The organism is Klebsiella sp. JN_Kp121, from assembly GCF_040062145.1.
Taxonomy (GTDB): domain Bacteria; phylum Pseudomonadota; class Gammaproteobacteria; order Enterobacterales; family Enterobacteriaceae; genus Klebsiella; species Klebsiella aerogenes.
Map to the genome: position 1 here is coordinate 224246 of NZ_JBEAHX010000005.1, position 20760 is coordinate 245005.

Annotated in this window: 23 protein-coding genes; 13 read left to right on the forward strand and 10 right to left on the reverse strand. The window is 54.3% G+C overall.

From position 1 onward, the window contains the following. Positions 1 to 130 precede the first annotated feature (130 nt). The gene (locus ABLU86_RS10070; protein WP_047077508.1) at positions 131 to 1297 is read left to right on the forward strand and encodes a YbfB/YjiJ family MFS transporter; all 1167 of its coding nucleotides are present in this window, start codon (positions 131 to 133) and stop codon (positions 1295 to 1297) included. Here ABLU86_RS10070 and ABLU86_RS10075 read toward each other — a convergent pair. Further along, positions 1229 to 2116, reverse strand: coding sequence for a LysR family transcriptional regulator (locus tag ABLU86_RS10075; protein WP_047077509.1), 888 nt, complete (start codon positions 2114 to 2116; stop codon positions 1229 to 1231). The genes ABLU86_RS10070 and ABLU86_RS10075 overlap by 69 nt on opposite strands. A gap of 91 nt (positions 2117 to 2207) precedes the next feature. Here ABLU86_RS10075 and ABLU86_RS10080 point away from each other — a divergent pair, with 91 nt between their 5' ends. Next, positions 2208 to 3254, forward strand: a complete 1047-nt coding sequence (locus ABLU86_RS10080; protein WP_348796070.1) for a nitronate monooxygenase — start codon at positions 2208 to 2210, stop codon at positions 3252 to 3254. 18 nt (positions 3255 to 3272) lie between these two features. Here ABLU86_RS10080 and ABLU86_RS10085 read toward each other — a convergent pair whose 3' ends face one another. The 4 genes from ABLU86_RS10085 to ABLU86_RS10100 are packed head-to-tail and all read right to left on the reverse strand — an operon-like array spanning position 3273 to position 6570. Next, positions 3273 to 3932, reverse strand: coding sequence for a methionine ABC transporter permease (locus tag ABLU86_RS10085; RefSeq protein ID WP_161798788.1), 660 nt, complete (start codon positions 3930 to 3932; stop codon positions 3273 to 3275). Beyond that, entirely contained in the window at positions 3929 to 4720 is a 792-nt protein-coding gene (locus ABLU86_RS10090) for a methionine ABC transporter ATP-binding protein (protein WP_020079911.1), read from the reverse strand. Before ABLU86_RS10090 ends, ABLU86_RS10085 begins: the two co-directional genes overlap by 4 nt. Beyond that, positions 4717 to 5523 (reverse strand): MetQ/NlpA family ABC transporter substrate-binding protein, encoded by an 807-nt coding sequence (locus ABLU86_RS10095; RefSeq protein ID WP_015366692.1) that lies wholly within the window; start codon positions 5521 to 5523, stop codon positions 4717 to 4719. The genes ABLU86_RS10090 and ABLU86_RS10095 overlap by 4 nt, the downstream gene beginning before the upstream one ends. 18 nt (positions 5524 to 5541) lie before the next feature. Further along, entirely contained in the window at positions 5542 to 6570 is a 1029-nt protein-coding gene (locus tag ABLU86_RS10100; RefSeq protein WP_015705347.1) for an isopenicillin N synthase family oxygenase, read from the reverse strand. A 297-nt stretch (positions 6571 to 6867) separates the two neighbouring features. Between ABLU86_RS10100 and ABLU86_RS10105 the strand changes: the two genes are divergently transcribed. Continuing rightward, positions 6868 to 7134 (forward strand): VF530 family protein, encoded by a 267-nt coding sequence (locus ABLU86_RS10105; protein ID WP_047077510.1) that lies wholly within the window; start codon positions 6868 to 6870, stop codon positions 7132 to 7134. 6 nt (positions 7135 to 7140) lie between these two features. Here the strand turns inward: ABLU86_RS10105 and ABLU86_RS10110 are convergent, their stop codons facing one another. Continuing rightward, the gene (locus ABLU86_RS10110) at positions 7141 to 8100 is read right to left on the reverse strand and encodes an AraC family transcriptional regulator (RefSeq protein WP_020078898.1); all 960 of its coding nucleotides are present in this window, start codon (positions 8098 to 8100) and stop codon (positions 7141 to 7143) included. Positions 8101 to 8204: 104 nt separating this feature from the next. Between ABLU86_RS10110 and ABLU86_RS10115 the strand changes: the two genes are divergently transcribed. Then, positions 8205 to 9404, forward strand: coding sequence for an MFS transporter (locus tag ABLU86_RS10115; RefSeq protein WP_047077511.1), 1200 nt, complete (start codon positions 8205 to 8207; stop codon positions 9402 to 9404). Positions 9405 to 9598: 194 nt separating this feature from the next. On the opposite strand, the gene ABLU86_RS10120 is transcribed toward ABLU86_RS10115, so the two are convergent. Both ABLU86_RS10120 and ABLU86_RS10125 read right to left on the reverse strand, forming a co-directional pair. Continuing rightward, a complete protein-coding gene (locus ABLU86_RS10120) occupies positions 9599 to 9847 on the reverse strand; it encodes a hypothetical protein (protein WP_015366686.1) in 249 nt (82 codons plus the stop codon). A gap of 276 nt (positions 9848 to 10123) precedes the next feature. Then, entirely contained in the window at positions 10124 to 11107 is a 984-nt protein-coding gene (locus tag ABLU86_RS10125) for a zinc-binding dehydrogenase (RefSeq protein ID WP_052766220.1), read from the reverse strand. 174 nt (positions 11108 to 11281) lie between these two features. Here ABLU86_RS10125 and ABLU86_RS10130 point away from each other — a divergent pair, with 174 nt between their 5' ends. Next, entirely contained in the window at positions 11282 to 12196 is a 915-nt protein-coding gene (locus ABLU86_RS10130; protein WP_047054689.1) for a TIGR03571 family LLM class oxidoreductase, read from the forward strand. Here the strand turns inward: ABLU86_RS10130 and ABLU86_RS10135 are convergent. Further along, entirely contained in the window at positions 12193 to 13077 is an 885-nt protein-coding gene (locus ABLU86_RS10135; RefSeq protein ID WP_015366683.1) for an SDR family oxidoreductase, read from the reverse strand. The genes ABLU86_RS10130 and ABLU86_RS10135 overlap by 4 nt on opposite strands. 458 nt (positions 13078 to 13535) lie before the next feature. Between ABLU86_RS10135 and ABLU86_RS10140 the strand changes: the two genes are divergently transcribed. The 8 genes from ABLU86_RS10140 to ABLU86_RS10175 all read left to right on the forward strand — a co-directional run bounded on the left by ABLU86_RS10140 (position 13536) and on the right by ABLU86_RS10175 (position 19550). After that, on the forward strand, positions 13536 to 13721 hold the full coding sequence (locus ABLU86_RS10140) for a general stress protein (protein ID WP_004143718.1): 186 nt from the start codon (positions 13536 to 13538) through the stop codon (positions 13719 to 13721). 88 nt (positions 13722 to 13809) lie between these two features. After that, positions 13810 to 14310, forward strand: coding sequence for a ferritin-like domain-containing protein (locus ABLU86_RS10145; RefSeq protein ID WP_015366681.1), 501 nt, complete (start codon positions 13810 to 13812; stop codon positions 14308 to 14310). Between the two features lie 26 nt (positions 14311 to 14336). Continuing rightward, entirely contained in the window at positions 14337 to 14552 is a 216-nt protein-coding gene (locus ABLU86_RS10150; protein ID WP_058676124.1) for a hypothetical protein, read from the forward strand. A gap of 24 nt (positions 14553 to 14576) precedes the next feature. Then, the gene (locus ABLU86_RS10155; RefSeq protein WP_015366679.1) at positions 14577 to 15083 is read left to right on the forward strand and encodes a DUF892 family protein; all 507 of its coding nucleotides are present in this window, start codon (positions 14577 to 14579) and stop codon (positions 15081 to 15083) included. A 287-nt stretch (positions 15084 to 15370) separates the two neighbouring features. Beyond that, positions 15371 to 16774, forward strand: a complete 1404-nt coding sequence (locus ABLU86_RS10160; RefSeq protein ID WP_015366677.1) for a cytochrome ubiquinol oxidase subunit I — start codon at positions 15371 to 15373, stop codon at positions 16772 to 16774. After that, positions 16774 to 17784, forward strand: a complete 1011-nt coding sequence (cydB, locus tag ABLU86_RS10165; protein ID WP_045413903.1) for a cytochrome d ubiquinol oxidase subunit II — start codon at positions 16774 to 16776, stop codon at positions 17782 to 17784. Before ABLU86_RS10160 ends, cydB begins: the two co-directional genes overlap by 1 nt. Beyond that, entirely contained in the window at positions 17784 to 17909 is a 126-nt protein-coding gene (locus tag ABLU86_RS10170) for a DUF2474 family protein (RefSeq protein ID WP_015366675.1), read from the forward strand. The genes cydB and ABLU86_RS10170 overlap by 1 nt, the downstream gene beginning before the upstream one ends. Positions 17910 to 17924: 15 nt before the next feature. Beyond that, the gene (locus tag ABLU86_RS10175) at positions 17925 to 19550 is read left to right on the forward strand and encodes an alpha-amylase family protein (protein ID WP_348796069.1); all 1626 of its coding nucleotides are present in this window, start codon (positions 17925 to 17927) and stop codon (positions 19548 to 19550) included. Here the strand turns inward: ABLU86_RS10175 and ABLU86_RS10180 are convergent. Continuing rightward, on the reverse strand, positions 19547 to 20566 hold the full coding sequence (locus ABLU86_RS10180) for an SDR family oxidoreductase (RefSeq protein ID WP_226938411.1): 1020 nt from the start codon (positions 20564 to 20566) through the stop codon (positions 19547 to 19549). The genes ABLU86_RS10175 and ABLU86_RS10180 overlap by 4 nt on opposite strands. Between the last annotated feature and the right edge of the window lie 194 nt (positions 20567 to 20760).

Sequence of the window (20760 nt, forward strand, 5' to 3'; positions counted from 1 at the left end):
GGTTGGTGCTTTTACTCTTTGCCCTGGCGCGGCGGCTTGCTCGTCGCATCATGCTAATACATAATAAAAAGAGAATTAAAATTAAATAATATTCTCTTTTTGAGATTAAATTGTGCAAGGGGTAACGCAGATGCGACAAATCAGGCCGGAGATAAACGCTTTCTTATTAGCGCTGGCAGGGGCGACGGTATTAATGATTGGTATGGGTTACGGCCGCTTCGCCTTCACCGGGATCCTGCCGGTGATGTTAAGCGATCAGATCCTGACGCTGCGTCAGGGGAATCTGGCCGCCTCCGCTAATTATGCCGGGTACCTGCTGGGGGCATTGTTACTGGCGAAGGCAAAGCCGGAGCAGGCGAGCAGAATGAATATTGTCTCGGTCATTCTGACGCTAATTTGTCTGGCGCTACTGGCCTGGCTGCGTTCGCCGCTGGCTATCATTATCCTGCGCGGGTTGGCCGGGGTGCTCAGCGCGGTAACGCTTATCTCCGCCTCGTTATGGCTACTGCAACATATGAAACATCATAACGGCGCGCCGGTACTGTTTGCCGGTGTCGGGATGGGGATCTTTTTGTCGGCGGAGTTTATTGCCGCCGGTAAAGCGCTGGCGTTTAGCAGTCAGCAAATCTGGCTACTGTGCGCCATCACGGCGACGATGCTGTTTTTATGCGCCTTGCGCGGATTATTAAGCCCGGCGGATTCGCTGCTGGCGTTAAACAGCGGGCCCGCAACAACGATGCCGAGCGACAATGGGCGCACGAGCGATGCGGTAAAATTGCTGCTGATTTATGGCCTCGCGGGCTTTGGCTACATCATCACCGCGACCTATTTGCCGCTGTTTTTGCACGGCGCGCTCTCGGGTATCGACCCGGTGCACCTGTGGGCGGTATTTGGTCTCGCGGCGGTACCTTCCTGTTTTATCTGGCATCAACTCGTGCTGAAAATTGGCTATCAGCGGGCATTTTGTAGCAATCTCGTTATTCAGGCCTTCGGCGTGGCCTTACCGGCATGGAGCCACTCATTCACCTTTTGTCTGTTGAGCGCGCTGCTGGTTGGAGCGACCTTCCTTGGGACGGTAACCATTGCCTTGTCAGAGGGCAAGCGGCTAAATCAGGCGGTAAAATTTAATATGATCGCCGCGCTAACGGCGACTTACGGCGTCGGACAGATAATCGGGCCGCTGGTCGCCGATGGGTTATACAGCCTGACGGGATCGTTTAACCCTTCACTATTGACGGCCAGCGGCGTGTTGCTGGGAGCCGCCGGGCTGGTTGCCTGCGGCCGGCGCCAGCAATAACTGGCGCAGGGCGTCGAGAATCGGCGATACATACCCGCGGCGCCAGATAAGCTGGGTGGCGGCCTGGGTGACGTATTGCGTCTGGCAGCCTGCGGGTAGGGTGAGCAGGGCCAGAACGCTTTCCGGGAGCAAACAGACGTAGCGACCGGTGGCGACGTTGGCCATCATCGCGTGATAGGAGCTGACATCGACGATGTCCACGTGTGCTCCCGTCTGCTGCAGATATTCGATGCCGCGCTGGCGGTAGGTACATCCTGCCGGGAAGGCGGCAAAGCGGTAGTCGCGCCCATCAACAGGGGAGATCAGGACCAGCTGTTCGATGAAAAGCGGTAGATATTCAAGCGTCTGTGGGCATTGAAGGCTGCCGTCTGGACCGGCCGGCAGTGAAACCAGCGCGCAGTCCAGCGTTGCGTTTTCGACCAGTTCAGTCAGCTGACGGGTGGGCATGGTACGCAATGTCAGGTCGGCGTCCGGGCAGCGTTGCTGAAACAAAGGCAATATGGCCGGCAGGCGGCTGGCGGCACAGGCTTCCATCGCGCCGAGCTTTAACGTTCCCGCGGGCCGTGCAGGGTGCAGCGCCAGTTTGGCTTCTTCGGCAAGGCTTAAAATTCGCCGCGCGTAGCTGAGGAAGTTTTGCCCGGCGGGAGAAAGCAGCATCTTCTTGTTTCCGCGCACGAAAAGCTCGGCCTCCAGCTCCTCTTCTAGCTGCTGAATGCGCGTGGTGATATTGGATTGCGCGCGACCAAGTTGTTTCGCCGCCTGAGTGACGCTTTGGGTTTCGGCCACCAGTTTAAAGATCAGTAATGTGGTGTGGTTCATATTTTTCTTCTCAATATGACAATATTGTTGATCTTAACATCTTAAAAAGAGATGGTTAATGCCTCACATCGCAAATTGCACAGGATCGCCAATGAATCAGCATTTACCGCGATTACTTAATATTCGTTATCCGATTATTCAGGCGCCGATGGCAGGGGTGTCGACGCCGTCCCTGGCTGCAGCGGTAAGCAACGCCGGAGGATTGGGTTCGCTGGGGCTCGGCGCGTCGACGGTTACGCAGGCGCAGGCGCTTATTGAACAAACCCGGCAGCTCACCGATCGTCCCTTTAACGTCAACCTTTTCTGTCATACGCCGTCGCGCCGCGATGCCGTTCAGGAAGCGCAGTGGCTGGCGCGGTTGGCTCCGGCGTTTGCCCGTTATCACGGCACGCCGCCGAAACAGCTTAACGAGATTTATCAGACCTTCCATCAACATCAATCCATGCTCGATATGCTGCTTGAACAGAAGCCGGCGGTGGTGAGTTTTCATTTTGGCGTGCCGTCGTCAGAGGTTATTCGCCGCTTCCAGCAACAGGGAACGGTGACGATGGCGTCCGCCACCTGCGTCGACGAAGCGCGATTAATTGTGCAAGCGGGTATTGATGTCGTTATTGCGCAAGGGTATGAGGCCGGTGGCCATCGGGGGATTTTTGACCCACACGGCGACGATCGTCAAATGAGCACCTTCACTCTGCTTCAGGCTCTAAAGCAGGCTGTCGATTTACCCATTGTCGCCGCCGGCGGCATTATGCATGGGGCGGCGATAGTCAGCCTGATGCAGCTCGGCGCGTCGGGCGTTCAGCTGGGAACCGCATTTTTATTGTGCCCGGAAGCGGCTATAGATAGTGGATATCGACAGGCGCTCACGCAAAATAGTGACGTTGTCACATTTTTGACAGCGGCTATTTCGGGTCGGCCAGCACGCTGCGTTAAAAATAGCTGGCACGAAATCGGCGAAGGAGAAATTCCCGCCTATCCGCTCGCTTATGACGCCGGAAAAGCGCTGGCGACGGCGGCAAAAGCGCAGGGCGATCATGGTTTCGGCGCGCACTGGGCGGGACAAGGGGTGGCGATGATCCGCGAAATGCCGGCGGCAGAGCTGGTCAGGGTTCTCGTGGAGGAAGGCGGCCTGCAGTAGCCGCCTGCGAATGAGAGCTTAGCGGCGATGGGCAAGCTGTCGTACCAGCCTGTCGCCGATCATTTGTACGCCCTGAACCATCACCACCAGAATCAGTACCGTACCGACCATTACCTGATCGTTAAAGCGCTGATAACCGTAGCGAATCGCCAGGTCCCCAAGACCGCCGCCGCCAATGACGCCCGCCATCGATGAAAAGCCAATCAGCATCACGATAGTCAGGGTGATCCCGGCAAGCAGGGTCGGTAGCGCCTCTGGCAGCAGCGATTTAAAGATAACGTGCCACAGATTACCCCCCATCGACAGAATGGCTTCAATGCGTCCGTAATCCACTTCGTCGAGCGCGTTTTCGGTCAGTCGCGCGAAGAACGGAAAAGCGCCGATGGTAATCGGCACGACGGCGGCGGTGCTGCCTAAGGTGGTGCCGATAATCAAACGCGTGAAGGGGATCAGCGCAATGAGCAGTACAATAAACGGCAGCGAGCGGCCAAAATTGATAATCGCCCCCAGCAGCGCATTCAGTTTCGGCATCGGCGCCAGGCCGTTGCGCCGGGAGACAAACAGTAACACGCCGACCGGCAGGCCGATTAAAATGGTAAACAGCGCCGCCAGCCCTACCATATAGAGGGTTTCCAGGCTGCCTTCCCATAATAAGGGCCATAAATCTTCCCAGCTCATGCGACTACGCATAAAGGCCTCCCGTGAAAGCCGTGGCGGGCGAGGAAATCCTGCTCCGCCTGCGGATTATGCAGTAACGACTGACGTAATCTGGACCACGGCGCCACCAGCAGGTCGGCGATTTTACCGCTCTCGATGACTTCGCCATGCTCCAGCAGCGCCGCGTGATCGCACAGCGTTTTGACGACTTCCAGCTCATGGGTAATGAGCACAATGGTCAGATTGAGCCGCTGATTGATATCGGCCAATAACGCCAGTACCGAGGCGGTGGTTTCCGGATCGAGGGCGCTGGTTGCTTCATCGCATAGCAGCACATCCGGGCCGGCCGCCAGCGCGCGGGCGATGCCGACGCGCTGCTTTTGACCGCCGGAAAGCTGGGATGGAAAGGCGGTTGCTTTATCCGCCAGTCCCACTAACTCCAGCAACTCGAGCACGCGTTCGCGGCGCGCACGTTTGTCGACACCGGCGATTTCCAGCGGTACCGCGACGTTGTCAGCCACGTTGCGGGCATGCAGCAGGTTGAAGTGCTGGAAGATCATTCCGGTGCGCAGACGGTGCTGACGTAAACCGGCTTTGTCTAACTGAGTGATATCCTGCCCGTTCACCACAATCCGGCCCGCAGAGGGCCGTTCGAGTAAATTGAGACAGCGGATCAGCGTGCTTTTGCCTGCACCGCTGCGCCCGAGAATGCCATAAATCGCGCCTTTCGGGATCTGCAGCGACACGTCGTTTAACGCCGGTCGGCCTGTTCCGGCATAGGTTTTACTCAGCCCGACGACCTCAATCATGATTGCGGTGCAACCGGGATAACCGAGCCGTTATAGTTTTTGCGAATAAACTCGGCAACCTGCGGCGAGGTGAGATCTTTGGCCAGCGCTTTAATGCGTGGGTCATTAGCCAATTGCGGCGTCGTCACCAGGATATTGGCGTAAGGGTTGTTGTTCGCGCTCTCCAGCCCTAACGCATCTTTCGCCGGTACCAGTCCCGCCTCCAGCGCGTAGTTGCCGTTAATGACCGCTAAATCGACATCGTCTAAGGAACGCGGGATCTGCGGCGATTCAATTTCGAGGATCTTCAGATGTTTGGGGTTTTCCACGATATCTTTCGGGGTAGCTAACGTGGTCGCCGGGTTGGTGAATTTAGCGCCGAGTTTGATTAATCCCTGGCTTTGTAGCAGGAACAAGGCGCGACTGAGATTGGTGGTGTTGTTCGGCACCGCGACGGTCCCGTTTTCCGGGACGGAATTAAAGTCTTTGTGCTTACGGGAATAAATACCCAGCGGTTCAATATGCACCGTAGCGGCGACGGCAAAGGTCTTACCCAGCGCTTTTTCCTGATCCTTCAGATACGGAACGTGCTGGAAGTAGTTGGCATCAACGTCGCCATTCGCCAGCAGCTCGTTGGCGTTAACGCCGCTGGTGAGTTCGACCACTTTGATATCGAGGCTGGGATCGATTTTTTTGATGTAATTGAGGATCTCAGCGTGTGGTACCGGGTCAGCGGCAACGCGCAGCGCGGCAGCCTGGGCGGATGTCCATGCCAGAGAAAGAGATAAAGCGACCCCTGCCAGTTTGAATGCGGCATATTTCATATTGTTATCCTTATTAAATTAAACGATCAGTTGCTCAGTACGTTCGCGAAAAACATCCTGGTAATAACGTTCGGCGACATCCGGGTGGGAACGCAGCCGCCCTTTGAGGTAATTCCAGCCAACATCCCGCAGCAGCGGATTTTGCGGATCGCTATCCGGGCCGAGCGCTTCCTGCGCCAGATGGGCGGGCAGGCGGTACACCGGCACCACGGCATCGAGCTGCGCGCCAAGAAAGAAGGCGATTGAGAGGCGTTCCTGTTCTGCCGGCGGCGAGACCACGCGATGAACGGTGGCGCGCAGGTAACCGTTAGTCGCCAGCTCAAGTAGCTCACCGATATTCACCACAAAGCTGCCCGCCAGCGGCGTGGCGTCGATCCAGTGCTCCGGCGCGACTTCCACCTGCAGTCCTTTTTGCTCGTCCTGTAACAGGAAGCTTAAGAATCCAGAATCTTTATGCGCCCCAACGCCTTGTGCGCTTTTGGTTTCACGCTGACCGGGGTAGCGAATCAGTTTGATATGTTCATTCGGCTTCTCGCCATACAGCGCGTCAAAGGCGTCGGCAGGTAACTGTAGCGCTTCGGCAAACGCGCGCAGCAAGGTGATCCCAACGCCGGTCATCGCCTGCTGCCAGCCCAATAGGGTCGGTTTCAGCGACGGTAGCGCGGCGGGCCATAAGTTCGGTCCCTGCAGACGCTGCCAGCGTGGCGCGTTTTCGGCGAGAGTTAAAGCCGGGCGTTCGGCGCCGATGTCAAACTGTTCGCGCCAGTCTGGCTGGCCGCGAGTGAGCTCGGAAGCCGCGCGGTTATAGCCGCGAAAGTGCGGGGAATGAATCATCGCCACCTGCTGCTTTTCGCTATCATCAAGAGCAAAAAAGCGTCGCGCCTGGCGTTGAACTTCGGTTTGCAATCCGGCGTCCACGCCGTGATTAATAAGATAAAAGAAACCAATATCGCGAGCGGCATGGCGGAGGTCGGCAAGAAAACCGCTCTTTTCAGCAGGGTTGGTATAGCGGGCCAGATCGAGAATCGGCAAAGTCGTGGCGTTCATTGTGTTCTCCGAGAACGGGGTACGGGTCATTGGCTATGAAGTGATTCTGGGTTCGGCAACAACAACGGCGCATGATGATTTCCTCTGTCGGGTAGATGCGCTCAGCTTGCCTTAGCGCAATTTTTTCGACCAATAACGTTCTTTTCTAATTTATGACCGCGGTGGGTTCAGTGCTTTTGCGAAAAACAGATAAGGAGTGGGGTTTCGGCCTAGCCGTTATTTAAAAAAAGTGGCGGGATGTTGCATGATGCCGCCGCGGTCCGTATGGTGAGCGAAATTTTTCATGCAGGAAAGACAATGCACACGTCAAAAGATCCGCTTCACGGCGTGACGCTCGAAGCGTTACTCACTGCCCTTGTGGCCAGATATGGCTGGGATGAACTGGCCCGACATATCAAAATCAACTGTTTCAAAAGCGATCCGAGCATTAAGTCGAGCCTGAAATTTCTACGCCGCACGCCGTGGGCGCGTAAAGAAGTGGAAAACTTTTATCTCGATTCTCTGGAAGGGCTCATCGACAAACCCGCCGACGCTGGCCCGTGGGCCAACTGGCAGAAGAAGTAACGCTTATCAGGTTACCGCTTGTTCATTGACCCCATTGCGTAGCGCTCCCGGCGCTTTGCCGGTAATGCGTTTAAAGGCGCGGCTAAAGGCAGCGAGCGAGTTGTAGCCGAGGCGGAAGGCGACTTTTTCCAGCGCTTCGCCTTCATGGCTGATGTATTGTACCGCCAAGCGCATGCGTAATTCTGTCAGGTAGCGGGCCGGCGTGGTACCGGTGGCGGTGAGAAACCGTTCGGCGAACACCGAACGCGACAGGCCGGATTCGCGGGCTAAGTCTTCTACCTTCCAGTTGACGCCGGGCTGCTGATGCATAGCATATATCGCGCGCGATAGCTTCGGGTCGCGCAGTACCTGTACCCAGCCGGTAGCGTTACCGCAGCCGCATTCCACCCAGGCGCGGACGATCAGCGCCGCGACGACATCGGCGAGACGTGCCAGAATGCCGGCATAGCCCACCTGACGCGTCAGGGATTCACGCTCCATTGCCGCCAGCAGCGGCTGGATTTCGGGGCGGGCGCTTAACAGGCTACTCACCAGCATTACCTCCGGCATGGCCCGAACCAGCGGCTGCATTCCGCCTAATTCAAAATCCATACAGGCGCTGAAGATAACCGCATTCTCTTCGGTATTAACGCAGCCTGCGTTTTTGATGCAGGAAACCGTCCCGCAGACCGGTTTGCTGTCGAGCTCCATCACGTTCACCCGCGCGGCTTTGCTATCTGAGAGCAGGGCGTGCGCATCGCTATTGGGAATGAACACCGCATCGCCGCTCTCAAGCGAGAACTGTTTACCGTTGCTCATTTTTAGCAGCAGCGGGCCGCGGCTGACAAAATGAAACTGCGCTTTGCCAGGAACCGAATTAAACTCCACGCCGAAAGGACGTGAGGTTTCAATCCGTCGGTATTTCACTCCCGACAGTCGCATGCCCTGTAACAGCTCGCTGGTCAGATCTAAGGTTTGCTGGCTCATCGTTTTTCCGGACGAATAATCAATAATTGCAGAGTATGTATCATATATCGTCTTAACGGAAGCCACTAAGCTTGGCGAATGTTAATGATTCTGGAGAGATGTATATGAGTTCTTGCATTGTCGCTGAAGAGAGCGCGATTAACGCCCGCCCGGCGTGGCGCGCCGTGTATGCGCTGGCGCTGGGGGTCTTTGGCCTGATCGTCGCTGAATTTCTACCGGCCAGTTTACTGACGCCAATGGCCAGCAGCCTGGGCGTGAGTGAGGGGATGGCCGGACAGGCGGTGACCGCCACGGCGTTAATCGCTCTGGTGACGGGGTTATTGATTACCTCTGCAACCCGCAATATCGACCGGCGTTGGGTGCTGATGTTCTTTTCCGTGTTGCAAATCATCTCCAGTCTGATCGTGGCCTTTGCCGGTTCACTGGAGTTGCTGCTGCTGGGACGCCTGCTGCTTGGCATCGCTATCGGCGGCTTCTGGGCGATGTCGACGGCGACGGCGATGCGGCTGGTACCGGCGGCGATGGTGCCGAAAGCGCTGGCGATTATCTTCTCGGCGGTGTCGATTGCCACCGTAGTGGCGGCGCCGCTGGGTAGCTACCTGGGCGCGCTCATTGGCTGGCGTAACGTCTTTATCATCTGCGCCGTACCGAGCCTGGTCGCGCTGCTGTGGCAGCTATGGGTACTGCCGTCGATGCGCCCGGAAAGTGCTGGCAGCTTTAGTACGCTCTTTAAGGTACTGCGGCGGCCGGGAATGGTTGGCGGTCTGCTGGCTTCGATTTTGATTTTTGGCGGACACTTCGCTTTCTTTACCTATCTGCGGCCATTTCTCGAAACCGTGGCGCTGGCAAGCGTAGAAGGGGTATCGTTGATTTTGCTGGGGTTCGGCGTGGCCAACTTTATTGGCACCTCGCTTGCCGGGCATCTGCTGGCGCGCAGTTTGCGGATGACGCTGGCGCTGGTTCCACTGGCGATGAGCTTGCTGGCGCTGATGATGGTGCTGTATGGTCATATTGCGCTACTGGATGGCCTGTTGGTCGCCCTGTGGGGATTTGCATTCGGCCTGGTGCCGGTGGCCTGGTCAACCTGGCTTGCCACTACGGTACCGGATGAAGCGGAAAGCGCGGGGGGATTATTAGTCGCGGCGATCCAGCTGGCCATTAGCGCCGGGGCTGCCGGCGGTGGGGCAATATTTGATATCAGCGGCGCCAGCGGCGTATTTACCGGCAGCGGGCTGTTATTATTAAGCGCCATGCTGATTGTCTTTATTGGCGTCAGGGTGACGCCGCCGGTCAGAAACAATTAATGATTAAACGCGCCGACTGGCGCGTTTATTTTTCTTCAGGCGCAGCGAGTACTCATTTTATTATTATAAAACGAGCGGCTAATTGATGAGTTGAAAAACTTCTTACGCTTTCCCGCGTGAATGCGGTTGCTGGCCTCAGCGTTTTGTCAGGTGGTTTCCATCACAGATTGGGCGCTATGTTATTAATTATTCTGTTAAATAGCGTCTGTCAGTTGGTCAACGATAACTTTACCGCTGTTATCAAACTGGGTAATGCGAAAATTGACATTCCACGAGCGACGAGTATTAAATTTATCAAACAGGGAGACGCGGCCTTTTTTCTTACCCTCTTTATTGAGGATCACCCACTCAGTCACTTCGGTATACTGCTGGCTAGGTTGATGACCGCTTTGTTGTTCAACTAATTGGTCTTCAGAATCCAGTTTTAAATAATCACGTAACATTTTGCACCTCTTTGTTAATGTTTTTTTAACGTTACTCCTTTTTTTGATTCTTTCAATCTGAGTTTTTAATCGATGTGTGTGACTATTAGTTGGCGATCTAGCTGTTATATTTTTGTTAATCACTCTGCTGAATCTCAGGCTATTGTAACCATTCAGCACCAGACCGACCTACGGAAGCGAAGCGATGAATGCCTCATCCAGCGGAAAGAGGCCCGTTGGATGTGGCATCGATTACCCGGTTTTTGGGATTGAGGTTATTCATCGTGCTGATGAATATTACAGCACCGCTACGTACTTAATACCATTATTGTTCTGTTTTAGCCTTTCCAGCGCCTGTGGGATCTCGTCGAAGCTGACGCTTTCTATCGGCGGCATCACCAGTTCGCCGCGGCCGATCTGCTGCAGCATGCTTTCCCCGGCCTGACGTAATCGACTCCACTGTCTCTGGGTACCGTAAGGATGGATTGCCGCCAGCGCGACCTCATGTAGTGAGATACTGGTAGTAAACGCGGGTAGCGGCGCGTGCTCGAGCCGGTCCTGTATACAGACCAGATGGCCGTAGTAGCCGAGCAACCCGGCAAGCGAAAGGGCATTTTGCTGATTTACGGTATCGAAAGCGGCATACAGCGATTTACCCGCCAGCGCGCGTTTTAGCTCCTGCGGCCAGGAAGTATGGTGATAATCAAAGGCCTGAATCACCCCGCGAGCCAGCAGTTTCGCGTGATGTGTGGCACTGGCCGTGACGTAGACGTTAGCGCCGCTCTCAATCAATAACTGGCTTAACAGACTGCCGGCAGCGCCGCCGGCGCCGCTGACCAGTACATTCTCGCCAGCCGGAAGGGGGATCTTTTGCGCTGCCTGCCACGCCGTCAGACCGGGGCACGGCAGCGCCGCAGCGGTGAGGTCGCTGATGTGGTCGGGAACCGCAATCACCGCCTGGGCGCTGACTAACGTATGGCGGGCAAAGCTACCGTCAAAACGCAGGTCGGTGTGATACATCACTCGCGTGCCGGGACGAAGGTGGCGGGCGTTGCGGCCAACGGCGGTAATCACCCCCATACCGTCGACGCCGGGGATCTGATCCTCCTGCCAGGCGTCGGAGAGACCGGCCATCAGCTTCCAGTCGACCGGATTAAGACCAATGGCGCGGTTCTCGATCAGCACCTGATCGTCAGCGGGCGTGACTAATGTTTTCTCATGGCGTTCAAGCAGAAGCGGGGAGGCGTGCCTTTTCCACAGCCAGGCGTCGGTTTTTATCATTGTTTCTTCCTCTGGTGTTGGTGAGCGGTCCATTAAAACAAAATCAGAACTAAAGATAATTCCATAAATAGCAATTATCTATTGCGATTAGTGCTGTTTATCGCAATAGCATTCCATGAAACACTTTGCTCATATTTTCAACGTGATACCGCACGGCGGTTGACGGAGTGACCCATGAGCATCGAAAAATTAACCCAGCAGCCGCTAACGATTGGCGTGGAACTGCCGCTGGACAATGACTGGTCGACAAGCGGACAGCTAAAACGGCAGCGCGACGGGCGACCGTTTGGCGTGCCGGATATGAGCGAGCACGCGGAGCGCATTAAACTGGCGGATACGCTCGGGTTTCGCGCTGCCTGGATCCGCGATGTTCCGCTGTACGATCCGCAGTTTGGCGATGCGGCTAACGTCTTTGAAGCCTTTACCTACCTCGGCTATTTATCGAGCCTGACGCAAAATATTTTGCTGGGCACAGCGGCGGTTGTGCTGCCGCTACGTCAGCCATGGCTGGTACGTAAAGCCGCCGCCACGGTGCAGGCGCTCAGCGGCGACCGGCTGCTATTGGGCATCGCCAGCGGCGACAGGCCGGTCGAATACCCGCTATTTGGTGAAGACTACGCCAGCCGCGGCGAGCGTTTCCGTCACGGCGTGAGCGTGCTGAAGGGCGAGACCGATCGTCAGCTGGAGCCGGGCCTGGAGTTGCTGCCAGCCAAACCGACCCCGCCGCTGCTGGTTGCTGGTTTGGCGCAACAAACGGCGCAATGGGTAGGCAGCAATATGGATGGCTGGCTCGCCTATCCTGGCCAGCCTGACGAGCACGTTAGCCGCGTCAAGCTGTGGCGTTGGGTAGCGGGCGAGAAACCCTATATCAGCTTTATCCACCTGGATCTGCAAGATGACGCCAATGCGCCGATTCAGCGCCATCGTTTCGGCATCAGCAGCGGCCGCCATGGTCTCATTCAGGAATTAAATGCGATGCGCGATGCCGGCGTGAACCATATCGGTCTGCATTTTCGTCGCAACCAGCGTCCGCTGGCCGAGACGATGCAGGAGATTGGCGAACTGGTGCTGCCGGCATTCCATTATTAAAGTACGCCGTCACCGCCGTCTGAACACCAGACCTGGCCGGAGGCATACGAGCAGGCATCAGAGGCGAGAGTCACATACAATGGGGCGATCTCAACGGGTTGCCCTGGCCGCCCAAGTGGCGTATCGCCGCCAAAGTTTTGCACTTTTTCCGCCGGCTGTCCGCCGCTTGACTGCAGCACCGTCCAGTACGGGCCGGGAGCGACCGCATTGACCCGGATCCCACGCGGCCCTAACTGCTTGGCCAGCGATTTGGTGAATGCCACCAGGCAGGCTTTGGTCTGGGCATAATCCAGCAAAATAGGGCTCGGTTTAAAAGCCTGTACCGAAGAGGTGTTGATAATCACACTTTGGGCTTTGAGGTGCGGCAGCGCGGCTTTGGTTATCCAGAACGGCGCATAGACGTTGGTTTTGAAGGTTGCATCGAAATCGGCGGTGGTAAGTTGCTCAATTTTTTCACAGTATTGCTGACGACCTGCATTGTTCACAACAATATCCAAACCGCCAAGACCGCTTACCGCTTTTTCCACCAGCGTTTCACAGAAGGATTCCACGCGAATATCGCCCGGTATTGCCACCGCCGTACGGCCTTCCGCTTTGATAAGCGCGATGACGGCGTCCGCATCGCTCTGTTCTTCCGGAAGATAGTTAATGGCAACATCCGCGCCTTCGCGGGCAAAGGCGATAGCCACGGCGCGACCAATACCGGAGTCTCCGCCGGTAATCAGCGCTTTCTTACCCTGTAGCCGTCCTGACCCGCTGTAGCTGACTTCACCATGATCCGGTGTGGGTTCCATTTCGGCGGCCAGGCCGGGAGGCGTTTGCGGTTGATCGGGGAAAGGGGGTTGTGGCCAATGGTTGGTACGCAGTTTGTCATTATCCATAGCAATCTCCTTCACAGAAAAGAGTAATGATAGAAGGTATGCGGACGCTACGATAAATGTAAATCCCTGCCCAATGGACATATTCCCGCTTTTCCTTAGCCAACTTACTGATATAAGGCGATTTATATATAATCTTTCGCTGGGTTATTTTTCAGATTATTCAGCGAAATATTTAAAAATAGAATATTTAACTTTATTTACATTTCTATTTTTTCATGCTCAAGTCGTGGTGGGTTTTGGCCGTGCCGTTGCGTTTATTTCTTCTGGTTAATATGATCTTAGCGATGTCTTGTTTATTTTTGCTGCCCCGCTATTTATTTTTTAATTAATTTTATAGCAACTGTTAATATATTTTGTTTAATTTGCATTTTTCACTTATTGCTCCAGACTTAATTCTCGACGGCGATGATTTAGAGCGTTAAATCATCTTTTACTAACCAAGCTAAAAGGTAAACGTTATGGCAGAACACAGAGGTGGTTCAGGTAATTTTGCAGAAGACCGGGAAAAAGCATCTGAAGCCGGACGTAAAGGCGGACAGCACAGCGGCGGGAATTTTAAAAATGACCCGGAACGTGCATCCGAAGCCGGTAAAAAAGGCGGTAAAAACAGCCATGGCGGCGGCCGTAAATCCGGTGATAGCTAGCTTGTGAATATAAGTGATTTGATCTGGTAACTGCTGTTAAAAATACCCTGCGGGTCATCCGACCCGCAGTTTTTAAAAGGTGTGAATTATGAAAATACAAACCATTGAAGATATTTTTATTCATTTATTATCGGATACCTACAGCGCGGAAAAACAGTTAACCCGCGCGCTGGCTAAACTATCCCGCGCCAGCGCATGTGAAGAGCTACAAACGGCATTCAGCGCTCACCTTGAGGAAACACAGGGCCATATAGAACGTATTGATAAGCTCCTCGAACAAAATGATCAAATTCGCCTGAAACGGATGAAGTGTGTGGCGATGGAAGGGCTTATCGAAGAGGCCAACGAAGTGATCGAAGCGACGGAAAAGAACGAGATCCGCGATGCTGCGCTGATAGCCGCCGCGCAGAAAGTTGAACACTATGAAATTGCGGCCTACGGTACGCTGTGTACGCTGGCAGAGCAGCTCGGCTATAAAGCCGCGGTGAAATTGCTGGCGGAAACGCTGGAAGAAGAAAAAGACGCTGATATGAAATTAACGGACATCGCCGTTGGACACGTCAATCAGGATGCCCAACAGTCCGCTTAACCCTATCTAAGGCATCAGGCAAAAAAATGAGTCTTAGTCCGGTTGTAATAAAAAGGTGTCATCTCGTCGCGGCGATAATGTGGTTTGTACTGGCTATACCGTCGGTAATATGGTGGAAAGACAGTGTCCTGTGGGTCATCATTATTAGTATTTATGCAAATATTGTCGGCCACTTATCAGGGTATAGAGCAGCGCGAGCCGACCAGGCCGCAGAAGAAAATGAAGATAAGGCTGAAGAGTAATTATCTTTTTATAAAGAGGTTGTTATGACTGATATTGAAAACTATCACGATTGGTTGCGTGACGCGCACGCTATGGAAAAGCAGGCCGAATCGATGCTTGAATCGATGGTCAAACGCATCGACAGCTACCCGGAATTATGCACCCGCCTTGAGCAGCATCTTTTTGAGACCCGTCGGCAAATTACCGTGCTGGATGATATTATTGCGCGCAATAATATTTCCCGCTCGGTTCTTAAAGACTCAATGAGTAAAATTGCCGCAATGGGACAATCTATTGGTGGAATGTTTCCACAAGATGAAGTGGTGAAAGGGGTGATCAGCGGCTACGTTTTCGAGCAGTTTGAGGTCGCCTGTTATACCTCCTTATTAACCGCCGCGCAAAAGGTCAACGATCATGATTCAATTGCGGATTTAGAAAGTATTCTGGCGGAAGAGAGAGGCATGGCCGAATGGTTGCTGCAACATATTCCGGATATTACGGAGCAATATATTATCCGCTCCGAAACGCCGGGTTTTGATGCCAAACGTTAGCGGCAAAAGGTCTGTAAATGATCCGTCTCCTTGCTATCTTGTCGCGTATTAACGATAGCGCGCCGCCGCTAACGGCAGCAGGGCGGCAAATTACATTAGAGATAAATTTTGACGCGCACTGTCAGTGTCCGTCATTGACCCCGAGGCAGCAAATTCTGGTAGATAAACTGGCCAGACGTTGTACGCCTGCACGGGATAAAAGTCATCCGTCAAAGAAAGGGTAGCCGCTGGCGGTTACCCTTTCTTTGGTCAATCAATCTGACTATCTTGTCAATAAGGGGAACCTGATGGCTGAGTTTGATGCATTTCATCTCGCGAGGATCCAGTTCGCCTTCACTATCTCCTTTCATATTATTTTTCCGGCATTAACCATTGGTCTTGCCAGCTATCTGGTGGTACTGGAAGGCATGTGGTTAAAAACACGGCGCCTGCTCTGGCGCCAGCTTTATCATTTCTGGCTAAATATTTTTGCGATTAATTTTGGTATGGGTGTGGTATCCGGCCTGGTCATGGCCTACCAATTTGGCACTAACTGGAGCGGTTTTTCCCAGTTTGCAGGCAGTATTACCGGGCCTTTACTGACATATGAAGTTTTAACCGCTTTTTTCCTCGAAGCTGGATTTCTTGGCGTGATGCTATTTGGCTGGAACCGGGTCGGGCCGGGATTACATTTCTTTTCCACCTGTATGGTGGCCATAGGAACCCTGGCCTCAACGTTTTGGATCCTGGCTTCCAATAGCTGGATGCAGACGCCTCAGGGCTTTCATATTGAGCAAGGGCAGGTGATACCAGATAGTTGGTTGGCGATAATCTTCAATCCCTCATTTCCCTGGCGCTTACTACATATGTCTATCGCCGCCTTTCTAAGTACCGCGCTGTTCGTTGGCGCTTCGGCGGCCTGGCACTTATTACGTGATAACGATACGCCAGCCATTCGAACAATGTTTTCAATGGCATTGTGGATGGCGTTGATTGTCGCCCCCATTCAGGCCGTAGTCGGCGATATGCATGGGCTGAACACGCTCAAGCACCAGCCGGCAAAAATTGCCGCTATTGAAGGTCATTGGGAAAATAAACCCGGCGAAGCTACGCCGCTGCTACTGTTCGGCCTACCGGATATGGCAGAAGAGCGCACACGATATCCGCTGGCTATCCCCGCCCTGGGCAGTTTGATTCTCACCCATAGCCGTAGCGCCCAGGTTCCAGCACTGAAAGACTTTCCCGCCAACGAACGGCCTAATTCGACGATTGTTTTCTGGTCGTTTCGTTTTATGGTCGGAGCCGGTTTTTTGATGATCGCGCTTGGCGTCATTGGCTGGTATTTACGTCGCCATAAACGTTTATGCGACTCGCGACCTTTTTTGTGGTTTGCGTTAGCGATGGGACCTGTCGGTTTACTGACCATTCTGGCCGGCTGGATCACGACGGAAGTCGGACGCCAGCCCTGGGTGGTGTATGGTCTGTTGCGCACGCGGGACGCCGTCTCAGCGCATAGTACGCTGCAGATGAGCGTCAGCCTGACCGCCTTTGTGGTGGTCTATTTTGCGGTGTTTGGCGTGGGATATCTCTATCTTATTCGTCTACTCAAACTGGGGCCTCAGCCTGAATCGGAATTAGCGCTTAATTCCTCCGGAACGCCAGCGCGTCCTTTATCGGCGCCGGATAAATTACCGAGTGAGGAGAAATTCTGATGGGAGTGGATCTGGCAGTCATCTGGTTTGCGATAATCATCTTCGCCACGCTGATGTATATTGTTATGGATGGTTTCGATCTCGGCATCGGCGCGCTATTTTTATTTACCCGCGATAAGGCGCACCGCGACACCATGGTCAATAGCGTGGCGCCCGTGTGGGATGGAAATGAGACCTGGTTGGTATTAGGCGGCGCCGGGTTATTTGGCGCTTTTCCGCTGGCCTACGCGGTGATCGTTGACGCCCTGACCATCCCGCTTACCGCGATGCTTATTGGCCTGATATTCCGCGGCGTGGCGTTTGAATTTCGTTTTAAAGCCGCGGAATCCCATCGCCGGTTTTGGGATAGCGCGTTTATGTGGGGGTCATTATTAGCCATCTTCAGCCAGGGGATCATCGTCGGCGCCATTCTGCATGGTTTTCCGTTGCATGGGCGGCAATTCGCTGGTTCGCCGCTTGACTGGTTGACGCCATTTAATTTGTTCTGTGGATTAGCGTTAATTGCCACTTATGCCTTACTGGGGGCGACCTGGCTTATTTTAAAAAGTGACGGGGCGTTGTTACGCTTGATGCGTCGGTTAACACGCACACTGCTGCTGCTTTTTCTAATTGCCATGGCTGTCATTAGTTTATGGACGCCGCTTACCCTCGAACGAATTGCTGAACGCTGGTTTTCGCTCCCCAATGTCTTCTATTTTCTACCGGTGCCGCTACTGGTCCTTACCCTCAGCCTCTGGTTATGGCGGCTGAGTCAACGCGCCGACAGCCACGCCGCGCCTTTTATTCTTACGCTTGGGTTGCTGTTCCTTGGTTTTAGCGGTTTGGGGATAAGTATCTGGCCCTGGATCATCCCACCGAATGTGACGCTCTGGCAGGCAGCGGCGCCAGTGGCCAGCCAGTTGTTCATGTTGGTCGGCACGCTGCTGATTGTTCCGGTTATCCTGGCCTATACCGCCTGGAGTTACTGGGTCTTTCGCGGCAAGGTGCGGGCAGATGAGGGCTATCACTAATGTGCAAGCGTATCGCCAAAAGGCTGGGCTGGCTGCTGTTGATCTGGTGTTGCGGCGTTCTGGTTGTGTTAATCATCAGTACGCTGGTGCGCGGTTTTATGACGCTGGCGGGGCTGCATGTCTAAAACGAGGGGACGAAGATGGCAGAGCAACCGTGGTTTCAAAACGCTGTAATTTATCAGGTTGATACCTCGCTGTTTTATGATGCCAATGGTGATGGCTGTGGCGATCTGGCCGGAATAAGGCAAAAACTCTATTACTTACGTAGCTTTGGGGTGACGGTATTGTGGTTAACCCCCTTTTATCTGACGCCATTTCTCGACGACGGTTACGACGTGCAGGATCATCTGCAGCCCGATCCGCGTTTTGGGCAAATCCGTGACGTTATTCAACTGATTGATGACGCGCGGGAACTGGGGATACGCGTTATCATTGAGTTGGTTATCCAGCATACCTCTTCGCAACACCCCTGGTTTCTGGAGGCGCGTAAAAACAGACATTCTCCTTTCCGGCCATATTATCTCTGGGCCGATTCGCCGCCCGAACAGGACGACCCGCCAATGTTTCCCGGTGTCGAAAAGAGCGTCTGGCGCTGGGATCAACAGGCGGGACAGTATTATCGTCACATGTTCTATCGCCACGAGCCGGATCTCAATCTGGTGCACCCTCCGGTGATAGACGAAATTGACAATATTGTGCGTTTTTGGCTACGCGTTGGGGTGAGCGGTTTTCGGCTAGACGCCGCCTCACACCTGGTTAAACAAGCCGGAAATGGCGACGAAGAGCAGGGGTACTGGATATTGGCCCATCTTCGGCAACTGGTTGAACAGACCAATCCTGAAGCCATTCTGCTCGGTGAAGTTGACGTGGCAGTGAACGATTACCGTCACTATTTCGGCCACAGCGATCGCCTGCAACTGGTGCTTAATTTCTGGCTGAACAAATTTTTTTACGTCAGCCTCGCCCGGCAGAGTGTGAAGCCGCTCGTTAGCGCGCTGCAAGCGATGATTAAGCCGCCGCCCGGTTGCTGTTTTGCTAACTGGCTACGTAATCACGATGAGCTCGACCTGGAGGGTATTGAGGACGCAGACCGGCAGTTTGTGCTGCGCTGTTTTGCCCCCGAGAAGTCGATGTCAGTCTATCAACGTGGCATTCGCCGCCGCCTTGCGCCGATGCTGGAGGGCAATATCCGTCGGCTGGCGCTTTGTCATGCGGTGTTACTGTCGCTGCCTGGCGTGCCTGTGATGCGCTATGGCGATGAAATCGGTATGGGCGAGGATCTGTCGCTGAAAGAGCGTTATGCCGTGAGGACGCCCATGCAGTGGTCAGCCGGGGTGAATGGGGGCTTTTCCACCGCCGCGGCGGAAAAATTACTCGTCAGGCCGGTTGCCAGCGGCCCCTGGCGATATCAGCAGGTCAACGTCGAACTGGCGTTGCGTCAACGCCACTCGTTGCTGCAGCGAGTGCGGCAGATGGTTCAACTGCGCGCCGAATATCATGAGCCTGGCACCACCCCCTTTGAGCTGGTATCCGGCTTGCCGCCATCGGTGTTAGCGCTGCGCTACCGCAGTCAATCTCGCGATCTGCTGATGCTGGCGAACTTCAGCGAACGCCCGGTAGAGGTACGATTGCCGCGTCAGGAGACAGGTTACTGGTCCTGCGTGCTGGAGGACCGCCGTTATCGCGATAGCCTTACCGGCGGCAAGGTCTGCCGGTTACAGCTTGCCGATTATGGTTATCGCTGGTTTAGCCGCCAGCACGATTAACGGCGCTTGCGCGGGCGGCGTAGTAGTCCGCGTAATATCATCAGTCCAAATGCGATCCCAACGCCGGAGGCGACTTTACCAGGCAAATCGGCGCTGACGTTAAATGAGCGCTGGCGAGCGCCAGCGCTAAATGTCCCGCGGGTGCTGTGCTCGCCCCGCACGGCAGAATAGAGATCGTCTGGCTTTTCGCTACGTTTCGCTTGCGCTGTCAGCTGACCTTCCCAGGCTTTGTTAACCATCAGGCGGTCAAGTAGTGAAGGGAAGAAAAATTGGCCAACGATGGATTGAATGGTGCTTTTACCTACCCACAACTCGCGAACGGGGCGCTGAACGACGCTAAAAATCGCCTCTGCCGCCACCTCAGGCTGATAAACCGGGGGAACGGGCTGCATCTCTTTATCCATTTTATTTCTTGCCCAACCAAACTGCGTCGTATTCATTCCCGGCAGTTGGACCATGGTTAATTGGATCCGGCTGCGTTGATGCATCAGTTCGGTTCGCACTGCATCGGTAAATCCGCGAATCGCCGCCTTCGCGCCGCAATACGCCGATTGCAACGGAATGGAACGCCAGGCAAGCGCGGAGCCCACCTGGATTATTATCCCGCGGTTTCTGGGGCTCATCACTTCCAACGCGGCGCGTGTGCCGTTGACATAACCTAAATAGGTCACCTCCGTCACGCGGCGAAATTCATCATCACTCATCAAATGGAAGGGCGCTAACACCGTGGTCATGGCATTATTGATCCACACTTCAATGGCGCCGAGCTGGGTTTCGATTTCCGCCGCGGCCTGCCGCAGCGAACGGGCATCAGCGACGTCAGCGCTGATAACCTGCGTCCGGACGCCGTACTGTCGACATGCGTTTTCGGCCTCCTGTAGCCCACTTTCATCGCGCGCAATAATCGCCACATCATAGCCTGCCTTAGCAAAACATAGCGCCGTCGCTTTACCGGCGCCCGCACTGCCGCCGGTGATAACCATTACCGCCATAGTCGCCTCAATTGGTCTGAACATGGCATTTCGCCATGGTGTATTGGTCACTGAGTACTTGAGTATTATTGATTCATTGCTGGCCGGTGGTCGGAAATATCCGAGAGTACTTATTATGGCTAACAGACGACATTATTTATTATGGCAATGGCCAAATTTCATGATAACGCTACAATTTATAATTCAATGCCGCAAAGTTGGAGGTGGTATGTATATTA